The sequence below is a fragment of the Streptomyces sp. FIT100 genome, assembly GCF_024584805.1.
In the GTDB taxonomy this organism is placed as follows: Bacteria; Actinomycetota; Actinomycetes; order Streptomycetales; family Streptomycetaceae; genus Streptomyces.
Map to the genome: position 1 here is coordinate 4,425,464 of NZ_CP075715.1, position 14,921 is coordinate 4,440,384.

Consider the following 14,921-nt stretch of genomic DNA (forward strand, 5'->3'; position numbering starts at 1 on the left):
GCCGCACCCGCCAGGGCCCCGATCACGACAGCGTGCGGACCACCCGGGCCGGGTTCCCCACTGCCAGCACGCCTGCCGGCAGGTCCTTCGTCACCACCGCACCCGCCCCCACCACCGTGTTCTCGCCGATCGTGACGCCGGGGCAGACGATGACCCCGCCGCCCAGCCAGACGTTGTCGCCGATCGTGATGGGCACGCCCTTCTCCCAGCCCTCGCGCCGCCGCGCCGCGTCCAGTTCGTGGGTGGCGGTGAGCAGTTGGACGTTGGGTCCGAGCTGGCAGTGCGCGCCGATCGTGATCGGTGCGACGTCGAGGAAGACCGCGCCGAAGTTGACGAACGTGCCCTCGCCGATCCGGATGTAGCGGCCGAAGTCGCACTGGAACGGCGGCCTGATGCGGACGTCGGGCCCGACGGAGCCGAGGAGTTCGGCGAGGATCCCGGCCCGGTCGGCGGCCGCGGCGCCGCCGTCCGCGTTGTACGCCGCGCAGAGCGCGAAGCGGCGCTCGGTGTCGGCGGCGAGTTCGGGGTCGTCGGGCAGGTACCAGTCTCCGGCCAGCATGCGCCGCTTGTTGTCGCCCATGGCCCACACCGTACGGCCGGAGCCGTCGCGTAGGCTCCACCGTCGTGGATGTGGTGGAGCGGGCGCTCGGCGGCGCGCTGTACGCCGATGACGACGACGCGCTCGACACCGGCGCGTCCCTGCTGGCCGCCGAACCGGCCGCGGACGCGGAGCTGACGCGGCGCGGTGAGGGGTTCGTGCGCCGCGCCTGGGAGCGGGGCTGGCAGCCCGCCGACGTCGTACGCATGGTCGGGCGCGACCTCGACGAGACGCACGTACGGCTGGCGGCCGGGCTCATCGCGAGCGAGACGCGGCGGTACGGGAATGATCTTCCACCGCGGTGGCGGGCGCAGCTCGACGAGCTGCCCGAGCCGTACGAGAAGGGGGCCACGGACCGGTTCTCGTACGCGACGGCCGTGCTGGAGCTGTACCGGCTGCTCGTACGGCTGCCGGCGATCGAGCCGGTGGGTCCGGTGCCGGGTACGCCCCTCCATGTGCCGGCCGCGCCGGGGGAGGAGCCGCGGATGCTGGCCAGGATCCGTGCGCTGCTCGCCAAGGCCGAGGCGACCGGCTACCCGGAGGAGGCGGAGGCGCTCAGCGCGAAGGCACAGGAGCTGATGGCGCGTCACAGCGTGGACGAGGCGCTGCTTGCGGCGCGCACGCACCGCGCGGACGCCCCCGGCGCGTGCCGTGTGGGCGTGGACGCGCCGTACGAGACGGCCAAGGCGATCCTCCTCGACGCCGTCGCGTCGGCGAACCGCTGCCGCGCGGTCTGGAACAGCGCGCTGGGCTTCTCCACGGTGGTCGGTTTCGAGTCCGACCTGGAGGCGGTCGAGTTGCTCCACACCTCCCTGCTGGTGCAGTGCACCGCGGCGATGACACGCGCCGAGGCGGCGCAGCGTGCCGGCGGCCGCAAGCGGACCAAGACCTTCCGGCAGTCCTTCTTCCTGGCCTACGCCGACCGCATCGGCGCCCGGCTGGCCGAGGCCGCGTCGCAGGCCGCGCAGGAGGCGGGTTCCGGGGACCTCCTCCCGGTGCTCGCCGCCCGGGACGTCGCCGTGACGGCGCACGCCGACCGCCTCTTCCCGGAGACCGTGAAGGCCAGGGTCCGCGGCGCCACCGACGCGGAGGGCTGGCGCCACGGGCGGACGGCCGCCGACACGGCTCGCATGCCCCCGCGCGAGGGGCGCGGCGAACTGCCCGGGTAAGCCCTCGCGGTGGCCCCCGGGCAGGCCCGGCGTTCAGGAACTCGTCGGCCCGGTGGTCGGCGCCTGTGTCGGCACGTCCAACGTGAACCCGCCCGGCTCCGTCTTCGTCAGGGTGTCCTTCGGGCCCGTGGACCAGGAGACGACGACCTTGGTGCCGTTGTTGGAGTCGACCGTCCCCGAGGTGCGCTCGGTGTCGCCGTCCGCGCACTTCAGGGCGAGCGTCACCGCCCCGGCCCGCTGCACCGTGCCGTTGCAGACATGCTGGCCGGCGACGAGCGTGGCCTGGCCGTCCTTGACGGAGAGGGCGATGACCTTGCTGTCGCTCAGCCCTGCCCACGTGCCTTCGAGGCCACCGCCACTGGGGTCACCGGAGCCGGAGCCGGAGCCGGAGCCCGCGCCATCTGAGCCCGATCCGCTTGGCGTCGGCGTCGGCGTCGCCGTCGCGCCACTTCGCTCCCGGCCTTTGCCCTGGTCCGCGGTGTCGTCGCCGCTGCCGCTGCTGCAGCCGGTCAGTGCGAGGGCCGAGGCGAGACCCGCCGCGGCGACAACACCGGTTCGTACGCGTACGCGCTCGTGCACGATCCCGTCTCCCTGGTCGTCGGCAAGACCGCGCCAAGTTACCAGCCCGTCAGTTTCGTCACCCTCCCTCGACACGTAGGAATCTCCCTACATTTGACGCGTAGGAAAATGCCTACCTATTGTGGTGCGCATGAACATCACTCACGCCTCGTTCGTCACGCTGCCCGTCTCCGACCAGGACCGTGCGCTCGCCTTCTACACCGAAGTCCTCGGCTTCGAGGTCACCGCCGACCTCCAGGTGCCCCCGGGGCGCTGGCTCCAGGTCGCGCCCAAGGGGGCCCAGACCGTCTTCACGCTCTCCGGGCCCGGCATGGGCGGCTTCACGCCCGGATCGACGCGGGGGATCATGTTGGTCACGACCGATGTCGACGCCGACTGTGCGAAGCTCACGGCTGCCGGGGTCGAGGTGGACGGGCCCAACGATGTCCCCTGGGGGCGGATGGCCGGTTTCACCGACCCCGACGGCAACGGTCTGATGCTGCTGACGGAGAAGGAAGGCATGTAAGCCCCCATGGTTGCCATCGGTGAACGCGAGGACCGGCTCTTCGCCGCGCTCGCGAACACCACCCGCCGTGAAGTGCTCCGGCTGCTGCGCGAGGACGGTCCCCAGCCCGTCCAGGCCATCGCCGACCACTTCGCCATGCGCCGGCCGAGCCTCTCGGAGCACCTCAAGGTGCTGCGGGAGGCCGGTCTCGTGTCCGAGGAGCGGTCGGGCAGGCAGCGCATCTACCGTCTCGAAGCGGCCCCGCTCGCCGACGTGCAGGACTGGCTCCACCCGTACGAGCGGTTCTGGCGCGACCGGCTCTCGGACCTCGGCGCGCTCCTGGACCGTATGCCCGACGATGAGTCATGAACTCCGCAAGTGAAGACGACTCCTTCGGTGACGGCCACTCCGTGAGCGGCGGCCACTCCATGGACGACGACGACCTGACCACCATCCGGGTCGACCAGTTCCTCGCCCATCCGCCCGCCAAGGTCTGGCGTGCGCTGACCGAGCCCGAGCTCATCGCCCAGTGGCTGATGCCCTGCGACTTCAGGCTCGAAGTGGGGCACCGCTACGCGATGACCTCCGTGCCCCGCCCGAACACCGGCTTCTCCGGGACCGTCGAAGCCCAGGTGCTGGCCTTCGAGCGGGAGCGGATGCTCCGCGTCCAGTGGGCCGATGCCGACCCGGATTCCGCTGTGGACTGGACAATTACGTGGAGCCTGGAGCCAGAAGGCCGTGGAACGCGTCTCTTTCTCGTGCACGAGGGATTCGACCCGGACGATCCTGCCCAGCGGATGGCGCACAAGATCATGGGTGGCGGCTGGCGCTCGTCCGTCATGAAGGGGCTGGAGGGGACACTGGACCGGCTGTGACCAATGGTTGCGGAAAGTGCGGCTGTAACCGAAGGACCACCCCGCGTGCACGTGCATCTGCTCATGCATACGCATATGAAACACGGCTATGATCCGAGACAGTTGACACCTGCACCTTGTAACTCGGGGAGCGTCCTGTGCACGACGTGTACAACGGCATGGCGGCGACAGAGCTTCACGGGGTCGTCTGGCAGAAGAGCAGGCACAGCAACTCCCAGGGATCATGCGTGGAGTTCGCCAAACTGCCTGGTGGGAACGTTGCGGTGCGCAATTCGCGCTACCCGAACGGGCCGGCGCTCGTCTATACGCCGGCCGAGATAGAAGCGCTGCTGCTGGGCGTGAAGGACGGGGAATTCGACCATCTGACGGGCGGCTGACAGGGCGGATGGAGCGGCGGCCGCAGGCTCCGCGGACCCCGCTCACTCCGCGCGAGCAAGCTCACTCCGCGTGCAGCCGGAACAGCGCCCAGACCACTTTTCCGGTCAACGGTCCGGCCAGTGGATGCCAACCCCAGCTGTCGCTGAAGGAATCGACCAGAAACAGTCCCCGGCCGGACTCCGCGGAGTCCTCCGCCTCACCCGCCACCGGGCTCTCCTCGCTGGGATCGCGCACCGCGCACACCAGCCGTCCCGTCCAGCGCATCAGATGCAGCCGCACCGGCGGCTCCTGGTCCCGCTCGCGCGGTGTGTCCGCGGGCAGGGCGTGCCTGAGGGCGTTGGTGACGAGTTCGGAGACGACGAGCGCCACATCGTCGAAGCGGTCGGCCAGTTCCCACTGGGTCAGCGTGCGGCTGGTGAACTTCCGGGCGCCGCGCACGGCTTCGTAGCGAGCGGGCAGGGCGCAGGAGGCGGAGCAGGAGACGGCCGCGGGATCGATCGGCGGAAGCCCCTGCCGTAACGGCTCGAGCATGGTCGATCCATTCGTCCCCATGCGAGGCACTCCCGGGAATCGCGGCTGTGACGCTACAACACGAACGAGCACGAACGAGTACGCAGGTGCGCGGGGTCCATGGTTCCGAATGAGATAGGCAGATGCAAGGGCAGATGCACGTGCACGCGCCCGGCCTGTCCCGCCCCGTGCCGGTTCACGCCTGTTTCTTCCCCGAGCTTCTTTCACGCCCTTCCCAAAGGCTTCCTATTTCCGTAATCGATTGAGTACGGGGCGGAGCGTTTTGGTGGCAGAATCCGGGGCTCGGGGCTCGGGGTGCTCCGTGACACCGAAGGCGATGGGGAGGGTTGGGAGACGTGACCGCAGTGGAGTCGTCAGGTTCCGTGGTGCGGCGCATCCTGCTGGGCTCACAGCTGAGGCGGCTGCGGGAGTCGCGCGGAATCACCCGCGAGGCCGCCGGCTACTCGATCCGGGCGTCCGAATCCAAGATCAGCCGTATGGAGTTGGGCAGGGTGAGCTTCAAGGCCAGGGATGTCGAGGACCTCCTCACGCTCTACGGCGTCACGGACGAGGCGGAGCGCGACTCGCTGCTCGGCCTGGCCCGGGAGGCCAATGTGGCGGGCTGGTGGCACAGCTTCGGCGATGTGCTGCCGGGCTGGTTCCAGACCTACATCGGCCTGGAGGGCGCGGCCTCACTCATCCGGATCTACGAAGTCCAGTTCGTTCACGGCCTGCTCCAGACGGAGGCGTACGCACACGCGGTCGTCTCCCGCGGAATGCCCGGAGCGCCGCGCGCCGAGATCGACCGCCGGGTCGCGCTGCGCCTGGAGCGCCAGAAGGTGCTCGTCTCCGAGCGGGCGCCGCGCTTCCACGCCGTGCTGGACGAGGCGGCGCTGCGCCGGCCCTACGGCGACCGGTCGGTGATGCAGGGCCAGCTGAGGCATCTGATCGACATCTCCGAGCAGTCGAACATCACCCTGCAGGTGATGCCGTTCAGCTTCGGCGGCCACGCGGGAGAGTCGGGGGCGTTCACGATGCTGAGCTTCCCCGAGTCGGACCTCTCGGACATCGTGTACCTGGAGCAGCTGACGAGCGCGCTCTATCTCGACAAGCGCGAAGAGGTCGCCCAGTACGAGCGTGTGATGGAGCGGCTGCAACGCGATTCACCAGGTCCGGAGGAGAGCCGGGACCTCCTCCGTGGTCTACTCCAACTGACGTAAAACGCCAGTACGATGACGTCCCATCAGGACCCCGCACCGTTTGCGCCGCCTGCAGTAAGGGATCGTATGTCCTTCTTCACCGACCTGGCCCATCAGTACATCGACGGCGAGTGGCGGACCGGCAGCGGTTCGTGGGACATCATCGACTTCAATCCGTACAACGGTGAGAAGCTCGCCGCCATCACCGTCGCCACGGTCGCCGAGGTCGACCAGGCGTACCGGGCGGCGGAGCGGGCGCAGCGCCCCTGGGCCGAGACCAATCCGTACACCCGCAGACGGGTCTTCGAGCGCGCCCTGCGTCTCGTGGAGGAGCGCAACGAGGAGATCGCCGAGGCGATCGTCGAGGAGCTCGGCGGCACCCGGCTGAAGGCCCGGTACGAGATCCATCTGGCCAAGGAGTTCCTGCGCGAGGCGATACAGCTGGCGGTGCGCCCCGAGGGCCGGATCCTGCCGTCGCCGGTCGACGGCAAGGAGAACCGCCTCTACCGGCTGCCCGTCGGCGTCATAGGCGTCATCACCCCCTACAACTTCCCCCTCCTGGTGACCCTCAAGTCCGTCGCGCCCGCGCTGGCGCTCGGCAACGCGGTGGTCATCAAGCCCAACCAGAACACCCCGGTGGTCGGCGGCGGGCTGATCGCCAAGCTCTTCGAGGACGCGGGCCTGCCGCCCGGTCTGCTCAACGTCCTGATCACGGACATCGCCGAGATCGGTGACGCGCTCATCGAACACCCCGTGCCCAAGGTGATCTCGTTCGCCGGCTCGGACCGGGTGGGCCGCCATGTCGGGGCGGTCGCCGGCAGCCACTTCAAGCGGACGGTCCTGGAGCTCAGCGGGAACAGCGCACTGGTCGTCCTGGACGACGCCGATCTCGACTACGCCGTCGACGCCGCGGTCTTCAGCCGCTTCGTCTACCAGGGCCAGGTCTGTATGGCCGCCAACCGGATCCTGGTCGACCGGTCGGTGGCGGCCGAGTTCACCGAGAAGTTCACCGCGAAGACGGCGGCGCTGCGCACCGGCGAGCGGGACCCGGAGACGCAGATCGGCCCGGTCATCAACACCTTCCAGGCCGAGGCGCTGGCCGGGCTGGTCGACCAGGCGGTGGCGGACGGCGCCGAGGCGCTCGTACGCGGACGCACCCGCGGCAATCTCGTCGAGCCGACCGTGCTCACCGGGCTGCCGGAGGACTCGCCCCTCCTCCAGCAGGAGATCTTCGGACCGGTGGCGCTGCTCGCGACGTTCGACGGCGAGGAGGAGGCTGTGCGGGCCGTCAACGCCAGCCCGTACGGACTGAGCGGCGCCGTGCACACGCGGGACGTGGAGCGGGGCGTGCGGTTCGCGCAGCGCATCGAGACCGGGATGTTCCACGTCAACGACTCGACGATCCAGGACGAGCCGCTGATCGCGTTCGGCGGCGAGAAGCTCTCCGGGCTCGGGCGGCTCGGTGGCGACGCGACGGTGGAGGCGTTCACCACGCAGAAGTGGATCTCGGTGCAGCACGGCCGGACGAGGTTTCCCCTCTGAAGTCTCCCTCCCCGGGGACTTGAGGACAGAGGCTGACCGCAAGGGTCCGTAGCTTCTGAGGTGTCAGAAGAACCGGCACCCCGGAAGAAGGACGGACACCCATGGTCACTCACGTTCCCGCAGAGGCTCAGGGAGACGAGCGCGGCGCGCTGCTGAACTTCGTGGAGGCGCAGCGCGGCGCGATCCGCCGCTCGGTGCTCGGGCTCACCGAGGAGCAGGCGGCGAGCCGCCCGAGCGCCAGTGAGCTGTCGCTCTCCGGCCTGCTCAAGCATGTGGCGGAGGCCGAGCTGAACTGGCTGCGGATGGCGCAGCAGCAGCCGAACGAGCGGCAGCGCACCGAGCAGACCTGGAGCGACAGCTTCCGGCTGATGGACGGCGAGTCGGTCCCGGAGACGCTCGCGTTCTGGGAGTCGGTGGCCAAGGAGACCGAGGAGTTCATCCGCTCGGTGCCGAGCCTGGACGACACCTTCCCGCTGCCCGAAGCCCCCTGGTTCCCGAAGGAGGGCAGCGTCTCCATGCGCTGGCTGATGCTGCACCTGGTCGAGGAGATCGGCCGGCACGCCGGCCACGCGGACATCATCAGGGAGTCCCTGGACGGCAAGGACGCCTATGAGCTGGTCGCCCTGGAGCGGGACGGGGCCGGGTCCTAGGGCGGGGCCGGTCCTGGGGGTGGGGCCGGGGCATCAGGCCCAGGGCCTTCGAGGTGTGCCCGCCGCGCCGCTGTCAGACGCTGGAACCATGACCAACGACACCGGCGCACTGCCAAGGACCCCGATCGTCGTCCTCGGTGTCACACCGGGCGATCCGCCGTTCCGTCTGGTGGAGATCAACGGCGAGGCCGTCGGGACCGCTCGTGACGTGCTCGACGTGGTCAGGCTGGCCCACCATGCCGGGCTGACCCATGTCGACCTCGACGACCCGGCGGTCGTGCGCTGGGTCGGCGGAGGCAAGTACAAGTGGGCTCCCTGACCGGCGGGGCCGCCGGAGCGTGCGTACCCTAGTCAAAGTTGAATAGGCGGGTGGAAGGGTACGCGGATGTCAGCGATCCGGCTTCTGGTCCTCGGGGCCGTACGCCAGCACGGGCGGGCGCATGGATACCAGGTCCGCAACGACCTTGAGTTCTGGGGCGCGCACGAGTGGTCCAACGCGAAGCCGGGCTCGATCTACCACGCGCTGAAACAGATGGCCAAGCAGGGCCTGCTGCACGCCCATGAGACCGCGCCCTCGACGGCCGGCGGCCCGCCCCGCACCGAGTACGAGATCACGGAGCGGGGCACCGAGGAGTTCCTGACGCTCCTGCGCGAGGCGCTGACGTCGTACGACCAGAAGACGGACGTCCTCTCGGCCGGCGTCGGCTTCATCGTGGACCTGGAGCGGAGCGAGGCGGTGGAGCTGCTCAAGGAGCGGGTGCGCCGCCTGGAGGAGTGGCGCGCCTCGGTCACCGAGTACTACACCCCCGAGGAAGGGCCCGAGTCGCTCGGTCACATCGGCGAGATCATGAACATGTGGGTCCACTCGGCGGACGCCGGGGCGGCGTGGACGCGCGGTCTGATCGAGCGGATCGAGGGCGGCGCGTACACGTTCGCCGGGGAGGGGGAGCCCTTTGTGGGGGTCCTCGGCGAGGGGCAGGAGAACCCGTACGCGACGGGCGTTCCCCATGAGGGGGATCAGCTCTAATCAAGTTTGACCAGCAGGCCCGGTGGTATTACCTTTCCCTGGTAGTCAAGTTTGATTACTTGCTTTCCGGCCGGGCCGGAGCGCGGGAGGAGACGGATGACGGACGCGATCGTCGTCGAGGGCGTACACAAGGCGTACGGCGGCAAGAAGGCCCTGGACGGGCTCGATCTGGTGGTCTGCGGCGGCACGGTGCACGCGGTGCTCGGGCCGAACGGGGCCGGGAAGACCACGGCGGTGCGGATCATGGCGACGCTGCTGCGCCACGACGCGGGCGCCGTGCGCGTGGCCGGGTACGACGTACGGACGAAGGCCGCCGAGGTCCGGCGGAGGATCGGCCTGCTCGGGCAGCACGCGGCCGTGGACGAGGAGCTCGGCGGCCGGCAGAACCTGGAGATGTTCGGGAGGCTGCACCATCTGGGCGCGCGGCGGGCGGGGACGCGGGCGGACGAACTGCTGGAGCGGTTCGGGCTCGCGGACACCGGCCGCAAGGCGGTCAGGCAGTACAGCGGCGGGATGCGGCGGCGGCTCGACCTCGCCGCCTCGCTGATCACCGAGCCGCAGGTGCTGTTCCTGGACGAGCCGACGACGGGACTCGACCCGAGGGGACGGGCGGAGGTGTGGCAGTCGGTGCGGTCGCTGGTCGGCGGCGGCACGACCGTCCTGCTGACCACGCAGTACCTGGAGGAGGCCGACCAGCTGGCCGACCGGATCTCCGTGATCGACGGGGGGCGGGTCGTCGCGGACGGCACGGCCGACCAGCTCAAGGCGAAGCTGGGCGGCGACCGCATCGACGTCGTCCTGCGGGACGCTGCGGACCTGCCGCGCGCCGCCGTGCTGCTGCCGGGCGACCCGGCCGTGGACGCGGACCGGCGGCTGCTCAGCGCACCGGTGAGCGACCGGATGGCCGCGCTGACCGAGACCGTGCGCGCGCTGGAGGAGGCCGGGATCGAGGCGGAGGACATCGTCCTGCGCCGGCCGACCCTCGACGAGGTCTTCCTGCATCTCACCAAGGAGGCGGCCGCGTGAACGCGTACGCACTGACCGACTCGTGGACCATGACCCGGCGCGAACTCGCCCACTGGGCGCGGCAGCCCGTGGAGGTGGTCGTCGGACTGGTCTTCCCGGTGATGCTGCTGCTGATGTTCGGCTATCTCATCGGCGGCGGGCGGGGCGTCGAAGGGACGTACATCGGCTTCCTCGTGCCCGGCATGCTGGCGCTGACCATGGCCTTCGGCCTGGAAGCGACGATGACGGCCGTCACCCAGGACCTCGACAAGGGGGTGATCGACCGCTTCCGGTCGCTGCCGATGGCGGACTCGGCGGTGCTGGTCGGCCGCAGCGTCGCGGATCTGCTCCAGTCGGCGCTCAGTCTCGTCGTGATGATCGGGGTCGCGTACGCGATCGGCTGGCGCTGGAACGGCGGGTTCGGGGCGCTCCTGTGGGCGCTCGGGCTGCTCCTCCTGCTGCGCTTCGCGATGCTGTGGGTCGGCATCCATCTGGCGATGGTGGCGGGCAGGCCGCAACTGGTGCAGGCCGTGCAGATCCTGGTCTGGCCGGTCGGCTTCCTCTCCAACGCCTTCGCGACCCCCGCGTCGATGCCCGGCTGGCTGGGCGCGACGGTCGAATGGAACCCGCTGTCGGCCACGGCCACCGCGGTACGGGAGCTGTCGGGCATCGCGGCCGGCAGCGACTCCTGGGCGGCGGGCCACGCCCAGCTGCTCGCCCTGGCCTGGCCGTTGGTCCTGGTCGCGGTGTTCTTCCCGCTGGCGGTACGGCGCTTCGTACGCCTCAGCCACTAGCGGGTGCGCGGGGGGCGCGGCCGTCTGCCGCGCCCCCGTTTCTTCGACCGCACCCCCGTTTCTTCGACCGCGCCCCCGATTCGTCGGCCCCGGCTCAGTGGTGGAAGCCGGTGGCCGCCGCCTTGTCCTTGCTCAGCGGCGCGCTCTGGGCGCGCAGCTCCGGCATGGCCCGCTTCAGATCCTCGACCAGCAGCTCCGCGAGGTCCGCCGAGAATCCGTTGCGGCAGACGAAGCGCAGCACCGACAGGTCCTCGCGGTTGGGCGGGAAGGTGTACGCGGGCACCAGCCAGCCGTCCTCCCTCAGCCGCCGCGCGACGTCGAAGACGTCGAAGTTCGTGACGTCCGGGGCGGTCGTCACGGCGAAGACCGGCAACTGGTCCCCCCGGGTGAGCAGGCGGAAGTCGCCGAGCGCCTCGATCCTCTCGGCCAGGCTCCGCGCCACGTCGCGGGTGGTCTGCTGCACCGCCCGGTAGCCCTCGCGGCCGAGCCGCAGGAACGTGTAGTACTGCGCCACCACCTGGGCCCCGGGCCGCGAGAAGTTCAGCGCGAACGTCGGCATGTCGCCGCCGAGGTAGTTGACCCGGAAGACCAGCTCCTCCGGGAGGTCGTCCGGCGAGCGCCACAGCGCCCACCCCACCCCCGGGTAGACCAGCCCGTACTTGTGTCCCGAGGTGTTGATCGACGACACCCTCGGCAGCCGGAAGTCCCAGACCAGGTCCTCGTCCACGAAGGGCGCCACCATCGCTCCGGACGCCCCGTCCACATGGACCGGGATGTCCAGGCCCGTACGCTCCTTGAGGGCGTCCAGCGCCGCGCAGACCTCCCCGACGGGCTCGTACGACCCGTCGAAGGTCGAGCCCAGGACCGCGACCACGCCGATGGTGTTCTCGTCGCAGAGGTCGGCGGCCGCCTGCGGGTCGAGATGGAAGCGGTCGCCCTCCATCGGGACCAGCCGGGGCTCCACCTCCCAGAAGTTGCAGAACTTGTCCCAGCAGACCTGGACGTTGACGCCCATGACGAGGTTCGGCCGGGCGCCGGCACCGGGGTAGCGGTCCGCGTTGCGCTTGGCCCACCGGCGCTTCAGCGCCATCCCCGCGAGCATGCACGCCTCGCTCGAACCCGTCGTCGAGCAGCCCACCGTCGTCGCCGGGTCGGGCGCGTGCCAGAGGTCGGCGAGCATCGCCACGCACCGCCGCTCCAGTTCGGCCGTCCGCGGGTACTCGTCCTTGTCGATCATGTTCTTGTCGCGGCACTCCGCCATCAGCACCCCGGCCTCCGGCTCCATCCACGTCGTCACGAACGTGGCCAGGTTCAGCCGTGAGTTGCCGTCGAGCATCAGCTCGTCGTGGACCAGCTGATAGGCCGTCGAGGGTGCCATCGGCCCGTCCGGAAGCTGGTGTTTGGGCGGCGCGCAGGTCATCGAACCGACCGGATCCGCCTCCCCGTAGAACGGATTGAGGGAGAGCCTGCGCCGCTCCTCGCTCTCCTCGCGGCGCGTACCACCCTTGTGCAGTGCCATGTCGGATCGCCTTTCCGCGCCTCTCAGCGCAGTGATGTGCCGTCGTCGTGGAGTTGCATCTGGGCCCGCCCCGTCACCAGCAGCCAGGCCGGCAGCACGGCGACGCAGAGCAGTGGGAACACATGGGGGTCGGAGGCGAGCAGCGCCGCGGTGAACAGGCTCAGCCACCCCTGCCGGGTGACCGCGAGCAGCACCCCCAGCACCGCGCACACGACCCCGAGCGTCGGATGCACTTCGGGTACGAGCGCGCTCACGCCGAGTCCGAGGGCGACGCCGGTGAACACGGAGGGGAAGATCCGCCCGCCCCGGAACCCGCAGCCGGCGGCGATCGTGAGCGCGCTCAGCTTGACCACCGTCATCAGGGCGAACTCCCTCGACGACCAGCCCGACGGGTCGTCGGCCAGCACCTTCATCTCGGCCAGGCCCTTGAAGAGGGTCAACTGACCGCCGAGGGCCCCGAGCAGGCCGAGCAGCACCCCGCCCGCGGTGATGCTCAGGACGGGGTGCCGGAGCCGTCGGAAGGCGGCGTGGACGTACGGGAACGCGTACACGGCCGCCAGCCCGACCAGCGCCCCCAGCGAGGAGACGGCGACCGCCGCCGGCAGATCGCCCCAACGGGACCCGGACAATTGCGGCAGCGAGAGATCGAAGGTCGGATGCGCGATCAGTACGGTGGTCAGCGCGCCTGCGCCGCCCGCGAGCAGCGGGGCGAAGAGCTTGTCCCAGAGCGCGCCGGGGCCGCCCGGTTTGGCGGCGAGGGACTCGGTGAGGATCAGGGCGGCGGCCACGGGTGTGCCGAAGAGCGCCCCGATCGTGCCGGCGGCCGCGAGCCCGGCCCACAGGTCCGGGGCCGTACCGCGCATGGCCTTGCGGCCCAGCCAGGCCGCGAGCGCGATGTTCGAGGCCGTGATGGGGTTCTCGGGGCCGAGGCTGACCCCGCCGGCCAGTGCGAGCATGCCGGCCAGCAGCAGACTCGGCACCACCGCGGCGGGCAGCGGCGGGTCGACGAGCCCCATGGTCGCGGGGTCGGGCCCGGCGTGTCCGTACACCTTCCACACCACGAGCCCCACGGCGAGGCCGGTGGCCGTCAGCATGGTGATGATCCAGAGCGTGGAGTAGGGGCCGACGCCGACCGCCTTGGGCAGGGTGTCCCACAGCACGTTCTTGAGCAGGTCCGAGAGCTCGGTCACGGCCAGCAGGAGGAGGCTCGAACCGACGCCGACGACGAGCGCGGGGACGATCAGCGGCAGCAGCGTGCGCGCCGGTGTGGCCGCCGGGGCGTGGTCGGTCGTCGTCACGCGCCACACGATAACGGTCTAAATCACACATTTCGGGGTGCCGTGCGGCAGGGAACGCGGTGCGCGCGGCCCCGTGGCGTCATGCCTGAGGGGCGATCACCACGGCCGTGCCGTAAGCGCACACCTCCGTGCCCACGTCCGCCGCCTCCGTCACATCGAAGCGGAACATGAGCACCGCGTTCGCGCCCCGTGAGCGGGCCTGTTCGACCAGCCGCTCCATCGCCTGGTTGCGGGTCTGCACGAGCGTCTTCGTCAGCCCTTTCAGCTCACCCCCGATCATCGACTTCAGGCCGGCGCCGATCTGGCTGCCGAGGTGCCGCGAACGCACCGTCAGCCCGAAGACCTCGCCGATGACCCGCTCCACCCGGAAACCCGGGGCGTCGTTGGTTGTGACGACCAGCACATCGGCGTGCGGGCCCTGGCCGCCGCCGTAGTCCTCGATACCCATGGCCACAGCTTCGTGGCTGTCTGTTCACCTCGCATCCGGTGAGGGCCGGTGGAACCGGGTGCCACCCGGATGCGTTGATACGTTTGGGCAGCCGCGCCGATGCGGCCTTTCAACTATCACCACAGGAGCCCGGACCTCGTGAACACCCTTGCGCTCGGACCGAGCTGGCTCGACCCGGACTATCTGATCACCACGTTCGGCCTGATCGGCGTGCTCGTCATCGTCTTCGCCGAGTCCGGACTGCTCATCGGCTTCTTCCTGCCCGGCGACTCGCTGCTGTTCACCACGGGTCTGCTCGTCACGACCGGTGTGATCGAGCAGCCCCTCTGGGTGGTCTGCACACTCGTCGTGCTCGCCGCGATCATCGGCGACCAGGTCGGCTATCTCTTCGGCCGCAAGGTGGGCCCGGCCCTCTTCAAGCGTCCCGACTCCAGGCTCTTCAAGCAGGAGAACGTGGAGAAGGCGCACGAGTTCTTCGAGAAGTACGGCCCGAAGTCCCTGGTCCTCGCCCGCTTCGTGCCCATCGTCCGCACCTTCACGCCGATCATCGCCGGTGTGAGCCGGATGAACTACCGCTCGTTCATCACCTTCAACATCATCGGCGGTGTCCTGTGGGGCGCCGGTGTCACGCTGCTCGGCGCCGCGCTCGGCAAGGTGGACTTCGTCCACGAGAACATCGAGGCGATCCTCATCGGCATCGTCCTCCTCTCGGTGGTCCCGATCATCATCGAGTTCCTGCGGGCCCGCTCCAAGGGCAAGAAGGAAGCCGCCGCGGCCGGCCACGCGGACGCGGCGCAGACGGCCGCCCGCGGCCGCCACGCCAAGCGCTGACGCACGCTGAAGCGC

At 70.1% G+C, this 14,921-nt stretch carries 19 protein-coding genes; 13 read left to right on the forward strand and 6 right to left on the reverse strand.

Annotation, left to right across the window (positions count from 1 at the left end):
* Nucleotides 1-22 precede the first annotated feature (22 nt).
* Complete coding sequence (locus KK483_RS19955) at nucleotides 23-580, reverse strand: sugar O-acetyltransferase (RefSeq protein WP_262006569.1); 558 nt, start codon at nucleotides 578-580, stop codon at nucleotides 23-25.
* Nucleotides 581-633: 53 nt separating this feature from the next.
* On the opposite strand from KK483_RS19955, the gene KK483_RS19960 reads away from it, so the two are divergent.
* Nucleotides 634-1,767, forward strand: a complete 1,134-nt coding sequence (locus tag KK483_RS19960) for a DUF2786 domain-containing protein (protein ID WP_262009609.1) — start codon at nucleotides 634-636, stop codon at nucleotides 1,765-1,767.
* Nucleotides 1,768-1,800: 33 nt separating this feature from the next.
* Here KK483_RS19960 and KK483_RS19965 read toward each other — a convergent pair whose 3' ends face one another.
* Nucleotides 1,801-2,346, reverse strand: coding sequence for a hypothetical protein (locus KK483_RS19965; RefSeq protein ID WP_262006570.1), 546 nt, complete (start codon nucleotides 2,344-2,346; stop codon nucleotides 1,801-1,803).
* A 130-nt stretch (nucleotides 2,347-2,476) separates the two neighbouring features.
* On the opposite strand from KK483_RS19965, the gene KK483_RS19970 reads away from it, so the two are divergent.
* From KK483_RS19970 to KK483_RS19985, 4 genes are all read left to right on the forward strand, one after another.
* Nucleotides 2,477-2,851 carry a VOC family protein gene (locus KK483_RS19970; protein WP_262006571.1) on the forward strand — a complete coding sequence of 125 codons (375 nt, stop codon included), beginning with the start codon at nucleotides 2,477-2,479 and terminating at the stop codon, nucleotides 2,849-2,851.
* Nucleotides 2,852-2,857: 6 nt separating this feature from the next.
* The gene (locus tag KK483_RS19975) at nucleotides 2,858-3,199 is read left to right on the forward strand and encodes a helix-turn-helix transcriptional regulator (RefSeq protein WP_262006572.1); all 342 of its coding nucleotides are present in this window, start codon (nucleotides 2,858-2,860) and stop codon (nucleotides 3,197-3,199) included.
* A gap of 59 nt (nucleotides 3,200-3,258) precedes the next feature.
* Nucleotides 3,259-3,705 carry an SRPBCC domain-containing protein gene (locus tag KK483_RS19980; RefSeq protein ID WP_262009610.1) on the forward strand — a complete coding sequence of 149 codons (447 nt, stop codon included), beginning with the start codon at nucleotides 3,259-3,261 and terminating at the stop codon, nucleotides 3,703-3,705.
* A gap of 137 nt (nucleotides 3,706-3,842) precedes the next feature.
* Nucleotides 3,843-4,082, forward strand: coding sequence for a DUF397 domain-containing protein (locus KK483_RS19985; protein ID WP_262006573.1), 240 nt, complete (start codon nucleotides 3,843-3,845; stop codon nucleotides 4,080-4,082).
* A 61-nt stretch (nucleotides 4,083-4,143) separates the two neighbouring features.
* Here the strand turns inward: KK483_RS19985 and KK483_RS19990 are convergent, their stop codons facing one another.
* Nucleotides 4,144-4,635, reverse strand: coding sequence for an ATP-binding protein (locus KK483_RS19990; RefSeq protein ID WP_262006574.1), 492 nt, complete (start codon nucleotides 4,633-4,635; stop codon nucleotides 4,144-4,146).
* Between the two features lie 314 nt (nucleotides 4,636-4,949).
* Between KK483_RS19990 and KK483_RS19995 the strand changes: the two genes are divergently transcribed.
* The 7 genes from KK483_RS19995 to KK483_RS20025 all read left to right on the forward strand — a co-directional run bounded on the left by KK483_RS19995 (nucleotide 4,950) and on the right by KK483_RS20025 (nucleotide 10,810).
* A complete protein-coding gene (locus KK483_RS19995; RefSeq protein WP_262006576.1) occupies nucleotides 4,950-5,813 on the forward strand; it encodes a helix-turn-helix transcriptional regulator in 864 nt (287 codons plus the stop codon).
* A gap of 66 nt (nucleotides 5,814-5,879) precedes the next feature.
* Nucleotides 5,880-7,334, forward strand: coding sequence for an aldehyde dehydrogenase family protein (locus KK483_RS20000; protein ID WP_262006577.1), 1,455 nt, complete (start codon nucleotides 5,880-5,882; stop codon nucleotides 7,332-7,334).
* Nucleotides 7,335-7,435: 101 nt separating this feature from the next.
* Complete coding sequence (locus KK483_RS20005; RefSeq protein WP_262006578.1) at nucleotides 7,436-7,984, forward strand: DinB family protein; 549 nt, start codon at nucleotides 7,436-7,438, stop codon at nucleotides 7,982-7,984.
* An 88-nt stretch (nucleotides 7,985-8,072) separates the two neighbouring features.
* Nucleotides 8,073-8,303: a hypothetical protein gene (locus tag KK483_RS20010; protein WP_262006579.1), complete on the forward strand. Its 231-nt coding sequence runs from the start codon at nucleotides 8,073-8,075 to the stop codon at nucleotides 8,301-8,303.
* Between the two features lie 66 nt (nucleotides 8,304-8,369).
* Nucleotides 8,370-9,011 carry a PadR family transcriptional regulator gene (locus tag KK483_RS20015; protein ID WP_262006580.1) on the forward strand — a complete coding sequence of 214 codons (642 nt, stop codon included), beginning with the start codon at nucleotides 8,370-8,372 and terminating at the stop codon, nucleotides 9,009-9,011.
* 96 nt (nucleotides 9,012-9,107) lie between these two features.
* Nucleotides 9,108-10,037, forward strand: a complete 930-nt coding sequence (locus tag KK483_RS20020; RefSeq protein ID WP_262006582.1) for an ATP-binding cassette domain-containing protein — start codon at nucleotides 9,108-9,110, stop codon at nucleotides 10,035-10,037.
* Entirely contained in the window at nucleotides 10,034-10,810 is a 777-nt protein-coding gene (locus KK483_RS20025) for an ABC transporter permease (RefSeq protein ID WP_399014371.1), read from the forward strand. Before KK483_RS20020 ends, KK483_RS20025 begins: the two co-directional genes overlap by 4 nt.
* Before the next feature lie 94 nt (nucleotides 10,811-10,904).
* Here KK483_RS20025 and KK483_RS20030 read toward each other — a convergent pair whose 3' ends face one another.
* From KK483_RS20030 to KK483_RS20040, 3 genes are all read right to left on the reverse strand, one after another.
* The gene (locus tag KK483_RS20030; protein WP_262006583.1) at nucleotides 10,905-12,329 is read right to left on the reverse strand and encodes a glutamate decarboxylase; all 1,425 of its coding nucleotides are present in this window, start codon (nucleotides 12,327-12,329) and stop codon (nucleotides 10,905-10,907) included.
* Between the two features lie 23 nt (nucleotides 12,330-12,352).
* Entirely contained in the window at nucleotides 12,353-13,627 is a 1,275-nt protein-coding gene (locus KK483_RS20035) for an ion channel protein (RefSeq protein WP_262006584.1), read from the reverse strand.
* Nucleotides 13,628-13,706: 79 nt separating this feature from the next.
* The gene (locus tag KK483_RS20040; protein ID WP_262006585.1) at nucleotides 13,707-14,075 is read right to left on the reverse strand and encodes a YbjQ family protein; all 369 of its coding nucleotides are present in this window, start codon (nucleotides 14,073-14,075) and stop codon (nucleotides 13,707-13,709) included.
* A 138-nt stretch (nucleotides 14,076-14,213) separates the two neighbouring features.
* Between KK483_RS20040 and KK483_RS20045 the strand changes: the two genes are divergently transcribed.
* A complete protein-coding gene (locus tag KK483_RS20045; RefSeq protein ID WP_262006586.1) occupies nucleotides 14,214-14,906 on the forward strand; it encodes a DedA family protein in 693 nt (230 codons plus the stop codon).
* The last annotated feature ends 15 nt before the right edge of the window (nucleotides 14,907-14,921 follow it).

Excerpts from the sequence above, each read along its gene's own strand:
- KK483_RS19955 (WP_262006569.1), bottom strand. The coding sequence starts at position 580 with ATGGGCGACAACAAGCGGCGCATGCTGGCCGGAGACTGGTACCTGCCC.
- KK483_RS19970 (WP_262006571.1), top strand. The coding sequence starts at position 2,477 with ATGAACATCACTCACGCCTCGTTCGTCACGCTGCCCGTCTCCGACCAG.
- KK483_RS19975 (WP_262006572.1), top strand. The coding sequence starts at position 2,858 with ATGGTTGCCATCGGTGAACGCGAGGACCGGCTCTTCGCCGCGCTCGCG.
- KK483_RS19980 (WP_262009610.1), top strand. The coding sequence starts at position 3,259 with ATGGACGACGACGACCTGACCACCATCCGGGTCGACCAGTTCCTCGCC.
- KK483_RS19990 (WP_262006574.1), bottom strand. The coding sequence starts at position 4,635 with ATGGGGACGAATGGATCGACCATGCTCGAGCCGTTACGGCAGGGGCTT.
- KK483_RS20000 (WP_262006577.1), top strand. The coding sequence starts at position 5,880 with ATGTCCTTCTTCACCGACCTGGCCCATCAGTACATCGACGGCGAGTGG.
- KK483_RS20005 (WP_262006578.1), top strand. The coding sequence starts at position 7,436 with ATGGTCACTCACGTTCCCGCAGAGGCTCAGGGAGACGAGCGCGGCGCG.
- KK483_RS20010 (WP_262006579.1), top strand. The coding sequence starts at position 8,073 with ATGACCAACGACACCGGCGCACTGCCAAGGACCCCGATCGTCGTCCTC.
- KK483_RS20015 (WP_262006580.1), top strand. The coding sequence starts at position 8,370 with ATGTCAGCGATCCGGCTTCTGGTCCTCGGGGCCGTACGCCAGCACGGG.
- KK483_RS20020 (WP_262006582.1), top strand. The coding sequence starts at position 9,108 with ATGACGGACGCGATCGTCGTCGAGGGCGTACACAAGGCGTACGGCGGC.
- KK483_RS20030 (WP_262006583.1), bottom strand. The coding sequence starts at position 12,329 with ATGGCACTGCACAAGGGTGGTACGCGCCGCGAGGAGAGCGAGGAGCGG.
- KK483_RS20040 (WP_262006585.1), bottom strand. The coding sequence starts at position 14,075 with ATGGGTATCGAGGACTACGGCGGCGGCCAGGGCCCGCACGCCGATGTG.